Source organism: Pontibacterium granulatum (genome assembly GCF_029961155.1).
Lineage (GTDB): Bacteria > Pseudomonadota > Gammaproteobacteria > Pseudomonadales > Balneatricaceae > Pontibacterium > Pontibacterium granulatum.
In genome coordinates this window covers 22417-36940 of sequence record NZ_JASBRH010000011.1, presented here as the reverse complement: position 1 = coordinate 36940, position 14524 = coordinate 22417, and the positions used below count along the sequence as shown (strand labels likewise).

The 14524-nt window shown below is 54.7% G+C and carries 12 protein-coding genes and 1 tRNA gene; 4 read left to right on the top strand and 9 right to left on the bottom strand.

What is annotated here, in order from left to right:
* From QKW35_RS11830 to QKW35_RS11790, 9 genes are read right to left on the bottom strand one after another with little or no spacing between them, the layout of a single operon-like run.
* Window positions 1-1236 carry a type II secretion system F family protein gene (locus QKW35_RS11830; protein ID WP_282353323.1) on the bottom strand — a complete coding sequence of 412 codons (1236 nt, stop codon included), beginning with the start codon at window positions 1234-1236 and terminating at the stop codon, window positions 1-3.
* Window positions 1237-1242: 6 nt separating this feature from the next.
* Window positions 1243-3078, bottom strand: coding sequence for a GspE/PulE family protein (locus tag QKW35_RS11825; RefSeq protein WP_282353322.1), 1836 nt, complete (start codon window positions 3076-3078; stop codon window positions 1243-1245).
* Window positions 3079-3091: 13 nt separating this feature from the next.
* Complete coding sequence (locus tag QKW35_RS11820; protein ID WP_282353321.1) at window positions 3092-4537, bottom strand: tetratricopeptide repeat protein; 1446 nt, start codon at window positions 4535-4537, stop codon at window positions 3092-3094.
* The gene (locus QKW35_RS11815) at window positions 4534-5448 is read right to left on the bottom strand and encodes an ExeA family protein (protein WP_282353320.1); all 915 of its coding nucleotides are present in this window, start codon (window positions 5446-5448) and stop codon (window positions 4534-4536) included. The genes QKW35_RS11820 and QKW35_RS11815 overlap by 4 nt, the downstream gene beginning before the upstream one ends.
* Before the next feature lie 14 nt (window positions 5449-5462).
* Window positions 5463-7103 carry a pilus (MSHA type) biogenesis protein MshL gene (gene mshL / locus QKW35_RS11810; RefSeq protein WP_282353319.1) on the bottom strand — a complete coding sequence of 547 codons (1641 nt, stop codon included), beginning with the start codon at window positions 7101-7103 and terminating at the stop codon, window positions 5463-5465.
* A 2-nt stretch (window positions 7104-7105) separates the two neighbouring features.
* Window positions 7106-7450: a hypothetical protein gene (locus QKW35_RS11805; protein WP_282353318.1), complete on the bottom strand. Its 345-nt coding sequence runs from the start codon at window positions 7448-7450 to the stop codon at window positions 7106-7108.
* Window positions 7443-8162, bottom strand: a complete 720-nt coding sequence (gene gspM, locus QKW35_RS11800; RefSeq protein ID WP_282353317.1) for a type II secretion system protein GspM — start codon at window positions 8160-8162, stop codon at window positions 7443-7445. Before gspM ends, QKW35_RS11805 begins: the two co-directional genes overlap by 8 nt.
* Complete coding sequence (locus QKW35_RS11795) at window positions 8152-8763, bottom strand: PilN domain-containing protein (protein WP_282353316.1); 612 nt, start codon at window positions 8761-8763, stop codon at window positions 8152-8154. The genes gspM and QKW35_RS11795 overlap by 11 nt, the downstream gene beginning before the upstream one ends.
* On the bottom strand, window positions 8760-9725 hold the full coding sequence (locus QKW35_RS11790) for a hypothetical protein (protein WP_282353315.1): 966 nt from the start codon (window positions 9723-9725) through the stop codon (window positions 8760-8762). Before QKW35_RS11790 ends, QKW35_RS11795 begins: the two co-directional genes overlap by 4 nt.
* Window positions 9726-10049: 324 nt before the next feature.
* On the opposite strand from QKW35_RS11790, the gene QKW35_RS11785 reads away from it, so the two are divergent.
* From QKW35_RS11785 to QKW35_RS11770, 4 genes are all read left to right on the top strand, one after another.
* Window positions 10050-10125 (top strand) — tRNA-Phe (locus QKW35_RS11785).
* 218 nt (window positions 10126-10343) lie between these two features.
* Window positions 10344-11045 carry a monofunctional biosynthetic peptidoglycan transglycosylase gene (gene mtgA / locus QKW35_RS11780; protein WP_282353314.1) on the top strand — a complete coding sequence of 234 codons (702 nt, stop codon included), beginning with the start codon at window positions 10344-10346 and terminating at the stop codon, window positions 11043-11045.
* A 98-nt stretch (window positions 11046-11143) separates the two neighbouring features.
* Entirely contained in the window at window positions 11144-12529 is a 1386-nt protein-coding gene (locus tag QKW35_RS11775) for a sigma-54 interaction domain-containing protein (protein ID WP_282353313.1), read from the top strand.
* 198 nt (window positions 12530-12727) lie between these two features.
* Entirely contained in the window at window positions 12728-14380 is a 1653-nt protein-coding gene (locus QKW35_RS11770) for an acyl CoA:acetate/3-ketoacid CoA transferase (RefSeq protein WP_282353312.1), read from the top strand.
* Window positions 14381-14524: the final 144 nt, after the last annotated feature.

Genomic DNA, 14524 nt, shown 5'->3' with positions numbered 1-14524 from the left:
TTAACCACCTTTTATTGCAGTACTCAGCTCCCACAACGGCAGGAAGACACCCAATGCCAGTACCAACACCATGGCTCCGATGATCATAATCATGATCGGTTCAATGGCGGTGGCGAGATTTTTCAGGTCGTAATCGACCTCCTCTTCATAGAAGTCCGCCGCTTCCGCCAACATTTGATCCACCTGACCGGTTTCTTCACCCACCGCCAGCATCTGCATCACCAATGGGCTAAACATGCCGGTACGTGCGGCGGCCTGTGCGAACGATTCACCACGCTCGATACCCTGGCGCATACCGGCCACCTTGCGGCCGATGTATTTGTTGCCAACTGCACGGGAAACCACCATCAGCCCCTGCTCGATCGGCACACCCGCTTTCATCACCATACTGAAGGTCCGGGTGAAACGCCCCAGCACCACCCGGTAAAAGATACTGCCTACCAACGGGAAACGCAGTTTAGTCTGATCCCAGCTCAGCTCACCGGCTTCGGTCTTCTTCCAGCGCTTGAACAGGATAAACCCACCGATCAAGCAGGCGAGCATCCCGTGCCACCAGTTGACCATAAAATCGGACACGCCGATCAGGACTTCCGTCTGCCAGGGGATATCGCCCCCCAGGCTTTCAAAAACGGACTTAAAGGCTGGAATCACAAAGATATTGATCACCACCATCGCCACAGCAATGGTAAAAAACACAAACATCGGATAGCGGGTCGCCTGCTTGACGTTTTTGACCGTATTACGCTCCAGCTCCAGATAAGCGGCCATCTGGGCAAAGGCCGCATCCAGGCGACCGGTGTTTTCGCCCACATGCACGATGCTGGTGTAGAGGTCGTTAAAGATCTTGGGATGCTTGTTCATCGCCGCCGACAGGGTATTACCCTTGTCCAGGTCATCCGACAGGTCATTCACCGCGTCCTTCAGCATCTGGTTGCGCAGGCTGCCAGCAAGTCCACGCATCGCGCGTGTGAGCGGCACACCGGCTTTGGTCAGGCTGTACATCTGACGACTGAACATGATCAGTTCATCAATGCGGACCTTCTCCAGAAACTTCAGCCTGATCTCTTTACTACCCAGGCTGTCCTCTTTCTTAACCTGGGTAACGGAAGTGATATTGATTGGAGTGATGCCATCGGCAAGCAGCTGGGATGCAGCCTGACTGCGTCCATCCGCTTCCACGCGACCGCTTACTTTCACGCCCGCTTTATTTCGGCCTTCATACTGAAAAAACGGCATTCAGGCTTACTCCAGCTCCAGCTTGATGGTGCCTGTAACCGGCGTGGCTTCCGGCGCCTGCTGCAAGGTAGGCGATACGGTTTTCACCTGCTTCGCCTCTTCCTGCGCTTTCGCCAGGCTTGCCTCATTAAACTTGGTCTCGTCCAGCTGCTCGGTCACCCGGAAAACCTCATCCAGTGTGATCACCCCCTTAGAGGCCAGATCCAATGCACTGTATACCAGTGGTTTGTATCGCTCGTCAGCATAGGCGGCGGCGGTAAAAGCCGAGCTGTCATTGCGACGCAGGGCATCCGCCATGCCGTCATTTAGCTCAAGCAACTCGAAGATACCGATCCGCCCCTTGTACCCTGTGTTGTTGCAGTAGGTACACCCACGCCCTTTTTTGAATTCACCTTCGCTAAGCCCAAGTTTTGGCAGATGCGCGGCCAACCAGGCATTCTCCTGCGGTGACGGGCGGTAAAGACTGGAGCAGTTGTTACACACTTTCCGCACCAGGCGCTGTGCCAGAATGGCGCGGATGGCTGACGCCGCCAGGTACCCCTCAATACCGATATCCACCAGACGCATGGCACTGGAGACGGCATCGTTGGTGTGCAATGTGGACAATACAAAGTGGCCGGTCATCGCGGCACGCAGAGAGATCTCGGCGGTTTCCCGGTCACGAATCTCACCCAGCAACAGCACATCCGGGTCCTGACGCAGGCAGGCACGCAAAACGCTGGCGAAGGTCAGGCCGATCTCGGGATGTACCTGAACCTGGTTGACGCGGGGTAACCGATACTCAACCGGATCCTCTACGGTGATGATCTTCTTGTCGAAACTGTTCAGCTCGTTCAACGCACCGTACAACGTAGTCGTCTTACCGCTACCGGTCGGGCCGGTTACCAACACAATACCGTGCGGTTCGCGAATCAGGCGCCTCAAACGAGTCAGCATCTCTTCCGGCATGCCCGCCTTATCCAGCCCCACCAGCCCCGCCGATTGATCCAGCAAGCGCATCACCACGGATTCACCGTGCTGGATCGGCAGGGTGGAGATACGGATATCGATACTGCGGCCTTTCACGTTCATGTTGAAGCGGCCATCCTGTGGCAACCGCTTCTCGGAGATGTTCAGGTGCGCCATCAGCTTCAGGCGCAATACCAACGCTGAAGCGATCCTGTTTTCTTTCATAACGTGTTCATGCAGCGTGCCATCCACACGCTGGCGAATACGCAGGACATGCTCGTCCGGCTCGATATGGATATCGGATGCACCGATCTGCACCGCATCTTCAAACAGGCTTTTCAGCAACTTAACGACCGGGACATCCTGCTCATCGTTGGCGGTCATCTGCGCCAGGTCAAAAGCGTCTTCAGCGATCTCGTCATTCAACTGGTCGGCCAACACCTCAATGTCGGAGGTACGGCGATACACCAGATCAAGCGACTGTAACAACTGGCTTTCGGAGACAACTGCCACATCCACCGGTTTCGGCAACAGGCGCTGCAATTCATCGAAGGCAAAGATGTCCATCGGATCGCTCATCCCTACCACAAAAGAGTCGGTATCCTCTTTCAGTACGATGGCGCGAAAACGGCGTGCGTGGGTCTCAGACAGGCGCAGTACGTCCTGCTGATTAAAGGAATAGTGGGCCAGATCCACCATCGGGATCTTCAGCTGTTTGGAGAGAAACTCAAGAAAGTGTTTTTCTTCCACCAGCCCCATCGTCACAAGGGTTTTACCCAGTTTCTGACGGGTCTTTTTCTGTTGGGCGAGTGCTTCCATCAGCTGTGCTTCGGTAAGCACACCTTCCTGGACCAGCATATCGCCTATACGTAATCGTGTTTTGGGTGCAGCCACTACGCCGAACCTCCTACCTCTCCGCCAGCTGAGACAGCCGCTGAGTTACATAACGCTTCAGATTATCTTCGATGCCTGGCACCTGCAGGCTGCTTTCATAGGCTTGGCGCGATTCATCCGGTCGCGCCGCAAGCTCCAGAGAGTAACCGAGCCCCACCCACAGACGGGCTTGCCCACTGTCATACTGCAGCAATTGATAATATACATTTACGGCATCATCTGCCCGCCCCTGCTGCTGCAGCGCGGCGGCAAGAATCTCATGATACTCCGCATCCAGTTTGATTGCAGGCGGCGCGCGTTGGAGCAACGCCACAGCAGCTGCACTATCATTATTCATCAGTAAGGTACGCGCCTTCACTTTCTTTAACCCGCTGTGTAAGGGCGCTGTCGCCAGACCGGCATCGGCAACATCTGCAGCCTGGATCACATCCCCACCCGCCAGATACAGACTCGCCAGCATGGCCTGGCTGTCGGGCGCGTACGCCCCCTGCTCTACCTGAGACGCTAGCAACCGCTGCGCTTCAGTTACCTTATTCTGTTGCAGCAATTTACGCGCGTTCACCACGGCTTGGCTATCGGTCAGGCCGCGTACGTCTTTCGATGGTTTCGCCGCACCCTTCGCCGGAGCCGTCTGCACCGGCCCGGTTTCCTGTGCCTTGGCTAACCCCTTGGTACTTGCCGCCTTTTGAGTGGTTTCTATGGCAGCATCGGGCTTAGGCTTGGCTTGTGCCTCGGCGGCAGCAGCATTGACCGGAACAGGTTCAGACCTCGCCTTTCTCTCAGTTTTTTCCACGACCGCCGGTTTTTTCTCTGACAACAGTTGTGCCGGCGCATCCGCTGTCACCGGACTCTCCTCCGGCTCTGGTTCGCTCAACCACACCGCCAACTCAATCTGCCTGGCGTCCGGTTGCAGCAATTCAAACCGGGCATCCCGCACAGCTTTCAGATCAAGCAACAGCTGCCCTCGGTCTGCCACGAGGTTAAAGTCGCTTATGACGCTTTTTTCTGGCAACGGCAAGGTATTGGTCAAATGAGCATTGGGTAACGCAATCACCATAGACGCTCGGGTCTGGTTGATCAGCTGTACCTGCGCCGGCGCACTGAAGCGCATAACAAGTACTCCGCCTCGATCCATGTTGCGCCAACTGACCTGTTCCAGACGTAATTCCGGCTTCGCTGGTGAGGCTGTTTTTACTGGTATGTCGGCAGCCGGCGTCACGGTTACGGGTTGCCCGGCCTGTTCCGCACCCTGAGACAGGGGGCGCCACTGCATCCAGGCCAATGTAAGAAAGCCGATAAGCAGCGCAACAACAACCAGCCACAGTGGCCAGTTTAATCGCCGGCCTGCACGCTCTGCTGTGCGTGTCTCTACAGACTGCACGGAGACGCCATCCGATACCGCAGTCCGACTCTGCCCGCGCTTTTCCAAGTCGCGCAGCATGTCATTGACCAGGCTCACGGCTGCATACCCACAATCATCACGCCCCAGGTAATCATCGCAATCGCCATCACAGCCACCACGGCAGACAGCCACTGTTTAATGAGAGAGGCGCAAGGCAATGCTACCCCCTCCGTGTCCTCGATCGCGCGCACCACATGCAGTACTTTGACCTTTTCATCCCCCTTTCCATAGGCTGACATAAGCGCCTTGTGACTCAGCACATTCACCAACCTGGGAATTCCTCCCGCTGCTCGGGCGATCAGGTCGCAGGCGTCGCGTTCAAATGACGGCTTGCCAACGTACCCCGCCGCTTGCATGCGCCAGTGGATATAAGCACGCACCTCATCAGGTTCCAGTTTCTTCAATCTGTAACTGAATGTTATGCGTTGCGTCAGTTGACGCAGAGAGTACTGGTTTAGTTTCTTATCCAGCTCTGGCTGGCCAAACAACACCACCTGAAACAGCTTTTCTGACTCAGTTTCCAAATTGGTCAGCAAGCGTAATGCTTCGATGGTCTCATCCGGCATCGCCTGCGCTTCATCCACCAGCACCACCACCCGCTTCCCATGTTGGGCGTGCTCGATCAATCGTCGAGTGAGCAGCTGCAACAAATCTTGGTTCGATTTTTCCGGGGTATAGATCCCCAGCTCATTTGCTACAGCACAATGGAATTCAGCGGGATTCAGGTTTGAGTTAGGTATATACGCGGTGACAAACTGGCTCTCATCGAGCGAGTTGAGCAGCTTTCGACACAACAGTGTCTTGCCGGTACCCACCTCGCCTACAACTTTGATGAAACCGTCCCCGCTGTGCAGTGCAACCAGCATCAGATTGAGGGCTTCCTGATGGCTGGTCAGATTTAAAAAGAAACGGGTGTTCGGGGTCAGTGTGAACGGTAACTCGCGCAGCCCGAAATGCTCAGCATACATTCACGGCCTCTCAATCACTGTTGTGTGCTTTCTACGCGCAAACGCTGGAAGGAACGCAAGCTACGCTCTAACTCCGCTTGCCAACTGTCATTGTCAGCCAGCACCGGACGCAGCAGGATTACCAGCTCTGTTTTACTGCCCACAGAGCGGCGCTGAGTGAACAGGTTGCCGACACCCGGCAGCTCACCCAGGAACGGTGTCCGTTCATTCTGATCTTCATTTTCAGACTTCATCAGACCACCGATGACGATAACCTGACCACTGTTGGCTCGCACGATGCTATCTGATTCACGAATGGAGCTGAACGCCAGCGGCAGGGACAGATCATCACTGCCGATATTGATCTGTTTCTGCTGATCTTCCACTTCAGACACGGTTGGATGAATATGCAGGACAATCCCACCTTCCTCACTGATCTGCGGTGTCACATCCAGTGCGATGCCGGAGAAGAACGGTGTCAGCTCTACACTCGGGGTAGTGGTAGTGGACGTCCCGGTTGTGGTCGTAGTTTCCACTTCGGTGACGAAGAACTCATCGGTACCCACCTTGATAACCGCTTTTTGGTTGTTGATGGTGGATACGCGCGGGCTGGACAGCACCTGTACATCACCCTGTCGCCCCAGCAGCTCGATCACGGCTGTAAAGTCGTTCAACGCAAATGTTGATCGGAAGATCCCACCCAAGCCGTCCGCGGTGATTGAAGACGCGACTTGGCTCAGGGTCACTGTTTTTCCAGAAGCAGAACTGCCTGGCTGTCCCAATGCAGTCCAGTTTACGCCCGCCTGATACTTGTCATTCAGGGTGATCTCGAGGATCTTCGCCTCAATCACCACCTGGCGATGCAGGCTCAGCTCCGCCTTATTCAGATATTCACGTACGGTGTGCAACTCGCTTGGCAAGGCACGCACAATGATCATCCCTGTCTGCGGCATTACAACCACACGGCGGTCATCCCCGGTGATCAGCGTATCCAGGGTCTGTTTGAGGTTGACCCAAAAGTTGGCCGAGGTTTTGGTACTGATGCGGGTGCCCACACTGGTGGAGGATGAACTGGAGCTGCTGTCGGTATCACTGCTGCCAGAACCTGAATCCGATGAGGTCGCATCACGCACAGAGCCCGCGCTCACCAATGTATCGGATACGCCTTCGCGCGCTATATCCAGATAGTTCAGCTGAAAAATCTCGGTCTGAAGCTTGGCCGGCACCACCTGGTAAAGCTTGCCACTTCTGCGATACTCGTAGCCATACACTTCGCGCATCGCCTGCATCACTTCGTCTACGGTGACATCTTTCAACTTCAGGTTCACCGTACCTTCAACATCACGGTGCACAATCATGTTGTAGTCGGTACCCTGCACCAGCCCCATAAAGAAATCATGGGCACTGAGGCCATCAGCCACAACATCAAAGCGCTCTTCGCCTGGCTGGCTCAGCGTCTGAATATCCAGCGGTGGCACCAGCGGCGGAGGCGCAACAGCAGCCGCTTCGGAGTGTGCTTGTTCTTCAGCCTCGATCTGCTGCTGGACATTGATCGCCTCCTCAAGCGCCGCAATGCTCTCATCGGTGACCGCAGTGTCGTTCATCGAATCAAGTGAGGAACAACCCGATACGGTGACTCCGACGCTCAGCGCCAACACACTCATCAATCGTTTCATGGTCAGTTCCGTTTCCTATCACTCAGTTCTTTCTTAAACCCGGCTTGTTTACCGATCGTCAGCAATCGTGTCTGGTCACCAACCCGTAAACGCACCCCTTGCGTAGTGATTGACAGCACCCTCGCGCCGTCAACTCTGCTACCTGGTGTCACCTGTTTGCCGTTAATTACGGCGACTTTGCGCTGCTCCCCCACCATCAGGTAGGTAAGTGCATAATGGCGCTTCACAATTTTCGCCGAATTCACCACCGGCTTATATTCGGTCGGTCGGGTTGGATCACCCGGCAAACTGTTTGCCGAAAGCGGCATAGTAGCCAAGGCCATCAGCCCCAAAATCAGATTACGCACCAAGCCAGTTCTCCTCTGTACTCAGCGTATGTACACGCAAGCGGATCGACGCGTTCGGATAATCTTCCGCAGTAAACTGCAATCGATCCCAGAAGAATCCCTGGTGCAGTGCCTCCAGCCCCTTCAGGTATTGGTACAGCGCTTCATAACTGCCTTCCAACTGCACCTCAAACGGGTGGATATAGATTACCGCGTCCTGCATTGCTTTGGCGCGCTCACGCTCGGCGGCCTCTGCGGTCAGCTTGATCGCAGGCACGTTTGCACCTTCCTTTTCCGGACTCAGTACCAGCGGCTCTACCGGCAGGCTCAGAGCCTCAACCAGTTTCAGATCGTTTTCCGGCCCCAACACGGAATAAAGCAAACCCAACATCTGCTCCGGCCCAACCAGGTTGCGGGCAAAGCGTTCCACTTCATTGTCCAGCGCATCCAACCGGCTCACCAGCGCCTTCAGTTGCTTATGCGCTTTGGCGTTTGGATCCGGCAGGTCTGCATCCTGCAACATACGCAACATACGCTCCTGCGTGTTCACGGAACGCTCAAGGGAGGTAATCTGATCTTCAACCCCCTGCATACGGTCAAGCGCAGGCTCCAACACCATCACAAACAGCAACATCACCGGGATAACCAGCGCGGTAAAGAACAGCAAGGCCTTCTCACGTCGGCTCAGCTTATCCCAAGCTGCATCCACCCTGCGCCAAGCGTTACGGCTCATTGATCCCTCCGGTGGTCACAAAGCCCATCACCTTGAATTTGTGGTCTTTACTCTCTTTGGCGATGGAGAAATCAGCAATGCGAATCGCGCGATACGCATCCGTTTCACCCAGATCACGCAACAACAAAGGCACATCACTCGCCGTACGCGCGATACCAGTTAACTCGACCTGGCTTTGCGCTAAATGGAGATCAAAGTCGGTAATCCACACTCCGCTGCGGCTCACTTGCGCCAACCCATACATATAAGGTGAGAATCCACGCCCAGAAACACCTGGCTGCATTTGACTCAGCATTGCGGACAGTTCCTGCTTCTCCGCTATCAGTTGACGAATGCGATCCTGCTCCTGAAGTATTGCCGGATCAGGGCGCAGTTCTTTACGCTGTTTTTCCAGCAATGCAATCTGGCTGGGTAACGCAGTGTTCTTATCCTGCAGTGCCTGCAATCTGGATACGCGTGAGTCAGCGTATTGGGTAAAACCCCAGGAAGCAAAGGCAGCAACCAGCGTAATAAGCACCACCATCAAAATAACGGACGGCAGAGACCATATATCTCTGGCGGCCGAGACCTTGGGCGTATAAAGGTTTATCTGCTGCTTCATTTAGTCGCATTTCCCTGCTGCGCAGAAAGCTCACGGTACGCCGCGACTATCGCCAACAAACAACGCTGCTGGATTTCTACATCGAGAGGCTTACGGCTTGTCACCACGGACGCCAGATCGAGAGCTTCTACCTCCAGCGGCAGATTGCTGCGAAGCTCCGTGATCAACGGGGTCTCCCCAAACTGCATCGGCAATATGACCAGCTTTACACACGGCGGCTTACCCACCTGGCTTTCGTAGTAATCCAGCGAACGCTGCAACTCCAGAACCGCAGAACTCGCCGCTTGGTGTGGGTTTCGATCAGCCAGATTAACGTCGTAGGACAATGAACGGGTGAAATAGATCGCCTGCTGGGAGAGAAGGCTCACACTGCTGGAGGGTGAGCCCAGGTGGAATACCACCAAGCCGGATTCTTCATCCGCCATATCCTTGGTGATGTTCAGCAATGCAGTTTCCGGTACGTCAATCACGGCAGGGGTTAGCCCTAGCTCCTCAATCCAGGACGCCAGGCGCTCTGTTTGCGACTGTTCAGCTACAACCGCGTATACCATGCGAGACCGGCCACGGTATGCATCCTCGGGCAATTCGATGTAATCGATTTTGGAGTGTTCGATGTCAAACCCAACCAGATCTTTTACACGCCAACGCAACGCATCGGCCATCTCCTCATCCGGTACATCGGGCGCATCCACCAACAGTAATTGATAGCCCCCCTGATCCAGCAGGCCTACTGTGTTTGATCCTGACAAGCCAAGTGCATCAATCCGATCCCGCAACAGCTTGATATCGGTAAATGGAGCAGGCGTTTCTATAAACTCGCACGCAACTAATTCAGGCTTTTTACCGCTGGTCACATGAGCCAGAGCCACACCGCCATCCACTAACGCCAAGGCCGTCAGGCCTTTGACCTTGCCCTTCTTTTTCAGAAATGGAAAGTTAGCTGCAATCTGCTTTACATCCATCTAGCGACCGCCCGAAGAATTCTTGTGTGTGCCCTAATCTACCGATCTTTACACCCATTCAGCAAGTACAACAAACAAGTGTTTTGATTCTTATCGGCTATCCCCGGAAAAGATTGATGTTTTAAAGAGTTATCCTCACCAGATCACGCATATTCGAGGCCTGATCACACAAAAACACAGCCCCTTGAAGCCTCGATAACACATCCGCACCACACCGGTCTGTTCACACAACATACAAGGCTTCGAAAAAAGTAAGTTTTTCTGCTTTTCCCCGTTGACAGAGGCAAGCCAAACCTTTTTAATACGCACCCACGTTACGACGTTGCCCAGATAGCTCAGTCGGTAGAGCAGGGGATTGAAAATCCCCGTGTCGGTGGTTCGATTCCGCCTCTGGGCACCACTTAAGAGCCTCGCGAGTTTATAGAACTGCGGGGCTTTTTTGTGCCTGCAGTCAACTTACCCTCGGCACCATTTCTTCTACACCTCCGCCGCTCTCTCCCCAAACTATTTCGCTGCCCCAACGTAGAAGCCCACGCTCACAAAAGCTCGCGTTGTATTAGCCAACCTACTTGCGATAAACTGTACAACTTTTAACCACAAGGTCACTCTTACGCTCATATGCTGAAAAAGGCACTAACGCTTCTCTCCATTTCGATTGCTTCCTGTTTCTCGCTACTGCTGCTTTCCATGGTCGTATTAAAGTGGGTGGATGTCCCAACGTCTGCGTTTATGATCGCCCACAACCTAAACAGTCTCATGGACAACCAGCTTGAACCTGTACGGTACGAATGGGTGGATCTGGAAGAAATTCCCGCCAGCGTTCAGGCTGCAGTGATTGCGTCGGAAGATCAGAAGTTCCCGGTCCACTACGGTATCGATGTCGAGGCCACCCAGGAGGCCATCTCCAATGCCTTGAATGGCAGAAAAGGCCGGGGCGGCAGTACGATTACTCAGCAGGTCGTGAAGAACTTATACCTTTGGGAAGGACGCAGCTACCTGCGCAAGGCCCTGGAGATTCCGTTGGCGATGCTACTGGAGCAGGTGTGGGACAAGAACCGGATCCTTGAGGTCTACCTGAACATTGCCCAGTTCGGGCCAAGGGATTTTGGTGTAAAGCGCGGCGCCCTGTATCAGCTCAATAAACCCATTGAAACGATCAGTCGACGCGAGGGCATTCTTCTGGCATCCGTGCTGCCCGCCCCAACCAAGTACAAAGCCCGCTACCCAAGTCGTCGCCTGGCCAATAAGCAGGCACGCATTCTGCGTCATCTCAGCCGCTACGATGGCGACCTGTACCTGCAAGCCCTCAACCCATCCTGAGCCCTGCAACAGCGAAGGCCTCACCTCGTTCCAAAACACCTGATATGATGAATATCAGGGCTGTTGCCCTGAAACGACGCATAGCAGCAGGGACATCCATGCAACAACTCTCCGAAATCCTGAATATTGACGCCGACAATCAGCACCTGTTGGAGTTACTCTCCAACCTCTGTCAGGGTTCGATTGCGGTGGATGCCCAATGCCGCATCGCCTGGATCAGTGATCAGTATCGTCAGCTGATGGGGCTCTCTCAGGAGGCGAATCTAATCGGCCAGGATATTGAAGCGGTGTTGCCAACCACCCAGATGCCAAGGGTGGTAAAGAGCGGCAAGCCTGTTTTTGTGGACCTTATGTCTATCAATGGCCGCTGGTGTCTGGTTACCCGCCTCCCCCTAAAGAACGCCAACAAAGAGATCATGGGCGCCTTGGGTTTTGTCTTCTACGACGACCTGGACAGCCTGCAGCCCCTGTTCGACAAGTTCGCCCGTCTCCGCCGTCAGTTTGAATCGGAAAACCTGATCCGTCCGTCCAAGTATGCGCTGGATGACCTGCTGGGCGAGTCAGATCCGATCAACAAACTGAAACGCCAGGCGCTACGCGCTGCACAGCTGGATACTACACTGCTGCTCTTGGGCGAAACTGGCACCGGCAAAGAGCTGCTGGCCCAGGGCATTCACCACGCCTCCCCACGACGGCACGGACCTTTTGTTGGCATCAATATGGGCGCCCTGCCCGAATCACTGGTCGAAGCGGAACTGTTTGGCACCGCCCCCGGTGCTTATACCGGTGCCGACCGCAAAGGCCGTAAGGGCAAGATCCAATTGGCCAACGGCGGCACCCTGTTCCTGGATGAGATCGCAGAGATGCCGTTACCAATGCAAAGCAAGCTGCTGCGTGTTTTGCAGGAGCGCGAGGTGGAGGCACTCGGTTCAAACCGACTGGAAAAAGTGGACGTGCGAGTAATCGCAGCGACTGCAAAAGATCTACGCGCGCTGGTTGATACCGGCGAGTTTCGCGCAGATCTGTATTACCGCCTTAACGTTCTGCCGATTCGCCTGCCGCCGCTGCGAGAGCGCAATGGCGATGTCCTAACCCTGAGTGAACGCCTGCTAACGCAGGTCCAGAAGGATACCCAACTCGCTCCTTTGCCACTCTCCCAAGCAGCCCGGAATTGGTTGTTGACCTATCACTGGCCTGGCAATGTGCGAGAGCTGCGTAACCGACTGGAACGCGCTTGCGTCATGGCGGAAGGCGATCAGATTGAACCCGCTGATTTGGGTGCACTGGACGACCTACCAACGGATACAACAACAGCACCGCCAGTTAAGGCGGAAAGTTTAAGCGATCAGCGCCTGCAGGCGGAACGCATTGCCCTGGAAAACGCACTGGCAGAAAACGGGGGTAATAAAACGGCTGCGGCACGCCAACTCGGCATCTCCCGCGCAACCTTTTACGAGCGCCTAAAGCGTTGTAACTTATCCTAGCCACCCAATTGCCGTCTGGATTGTTTTACAAACCATAAGACACATGTCTTATTAATCATACACAGTTAGCCAGCGCACCTCACTACAGCCGCCCGGCTATATTATTAACCAACTGTTTTATATATCTTTTTGAATTTATGGCGTATCCCTTGCTGCAGCACTGTTGACCAACAATAAAAAGAACAGGCAGGCAGAAGCATGAGCGAACAGATCATATCCGCAGCACAGGCAGCCCAGCTGATACCGGATGGCGCCACCGTGGCGACCGCAGGCTTTATTGGAATCGGTTTTGCCGAACACCTCGCCAAGGCTATCGAACAACGCTTTCTGAGCGATGGCCATCCTAAAGAGCTGGCTTTGATCTATGCGGCAGGCCAAGGCGACGCCAAGCAGAGGGGCCTCAACCACTTTGGTCATGAAGGCTTGGTACGTCGCGTGGTGGGTGGCCACTGGGGCCTCGCGCCAACACTGGGCAAACTGGCGTTGGATAACAAGATCGAAGCCTACAACCTGCCGCAGGGGGTGATCTGTCATCTGTTCCGCGATATCGCAGCAGGTAAAAAAGGCACCCTTACCCATGTTGGCCTCAACACCTTTGTCGATCCACACTATGAGGGTGGCAAGATCAACACCATCTCAACAGAGGATGTGGTTGAGCGCGTCGAGATCATGGGCGAGGAACAACTGTTCTACAAGGCCTTCCCAATTGATGTGGCCCTGCTGCGTGGTACCACAGCGGACCGTGCCGGGAACATCTCAATGGAACGTGAAGCCCTGCCGCTGGAAGCGCTGGCAATCGCCCAAGCGGTTAAGAACAGCGGTGGCCGGGTGTTTGTTCAGGTCGAGCGCGTCACCGATCAGCACCACCTTACGCCAGACCGTATCCGTATCCCGGGTATCTTGGTTGATCATGTGATCGTCGCGCCTTCTGAAGACCATCAACAGACATTCTCCGAACCCTTTAATCCGGCCTACTGTGGTGACATTCGCGAATCCAAGAGCGCGGTACAACCTGCGCCGTTAACTGCACGTAAAATCATTGGCCGCCGCGCCTTGATGGAGCTGCGTAAAGGTTCTGTGGTGAATCTGGGGATCGGCATGCCCGAAGAGGTCGCCCAGGTCGCTGCGGAAGAAGGTCGCCTAGGAGAGTTTACGCTTACTGTCGAGCCTGGTGGGATAGGTGGTAAACCGGCAAGCGGACTGAGTTTTGGCGCCGTGAGTAATGCCGACGCCATTATCGACCAACCCGCCCAGTTCGATTTCTATGATGGAGGCGGCTTGGATCAGGCGTTTCTGGGTCTCGCGGAAACCTGCCCCGAAGGGCACGTAAACGTCAGTCGTTTTGGCAGCAAGTTGGCTGGCGCGGGCGGATTTATCAATATCACCCAAAACACCAGAGACCTATATTTCCTTGGCACTTTTACCTCCGGCCCACAGGAGCTTGAGATACAGGATCATTCAATCAAGGTGGCCAGCAACGGTCCGATGCGCAAGTTCCTCAAGTCTGTACAACAAATCACCTTTAACGGTGACGCGGCAGTACGCAACGGGCAACGCGTGTTGTTTATCACCGAACGTGCCGTCTTCCGCCTGACTCCAGAGGGCTTGAAACTGATAGAGATCGCGCCCGGCATCAACCTGCAGAAAGACATCTTGGATCAGATGGATTTCAAGCCGATCATCGACGATGACCTGGATCTGATGGACCCTCGCCTTTTCCATGACGGCCCGATGAATCTTGAACACCGTGGCAGCATGCCCATCAAGCACATGCGCAACCTGTTCCGTAATCTGCTCAATAGTCAGCACGATGACAGCCCTGAAACCGCTTTTGCATCCCCAGCAGCCTGAGCTGCTGGGCTTTGGCTTCAATCTCTGACGTTGAAGCCTTCCTCCGTACCCACCTTCGGTCGTGCGAGCGTCATTTCTTTGCGTCGGGTACGGAGTTTTTTTACGAAGTCATCGGTCCAAGTACGAAGAGAGATCGTTAAGGCT

Coding starts and splice junctions, on each gene's coding strand:
- QKW35_RS11790 (WP_282353315.1), bottom strand. CDS start 9,725: ATGGATGTAAAGCAGATTGCAGCTAACTTTCCATTTCTGAAAAAGAAG.
- QKW35_RS11775 (WP_282353313.1), top strand. CDS start 11,144: ATGCAACAACTCTCCGAAATCCTGAATATTGACGCCGACAATCAGCAC.
- QKW35_RS11830 (WP_282353323.1), bottom strand. CDS start 1,236: ATGCCGTTTTTTCAGTATGAAGGCCGAAATAAAGCGGGCGTGAAAGTA.
- QKW35_RS11770 (WP_282353312.1), top strand. CDS start 12,728: ATGAGCGAACAGATCATATCCGCAGCACAGGCAGCCCAGCTGATACCG.
- QKW35_RS11815 (WP_282353320.1), bottom strand. CDS start 5,448: ATGTATGCTGAGCATTTCGGGCTGCGCGAGTTACCGTTCACACTGACC.
- mshL (WP_282353319.1), bottom strand. CDS start 7,103: ATGAAACGATTGATGAGTGTGTTGGCGCTGAGCGTCGGAGTCACCGTA.
- mtgA (WP_282353314.1), top strand. CDS start 10,344: ATGCTGAAAAAGGCACTAACGCTTCTCTCCATTTCGATTGCTTCCTGT.
- QKW35_RS11795 (WP_282353316.1), bottom strand. CDS start 8,763: ATGAAGCAGCAGATAAACCTTTATACGCCCAAGGTCTCGGCCGCCAGA.
- gspM (WP_282353317.1), bottom strand. CDS start 8,162: ATGAGCCGTAACGCTTGGCGCAGGGTGGATGCAGCTTGGGATAAGCTG.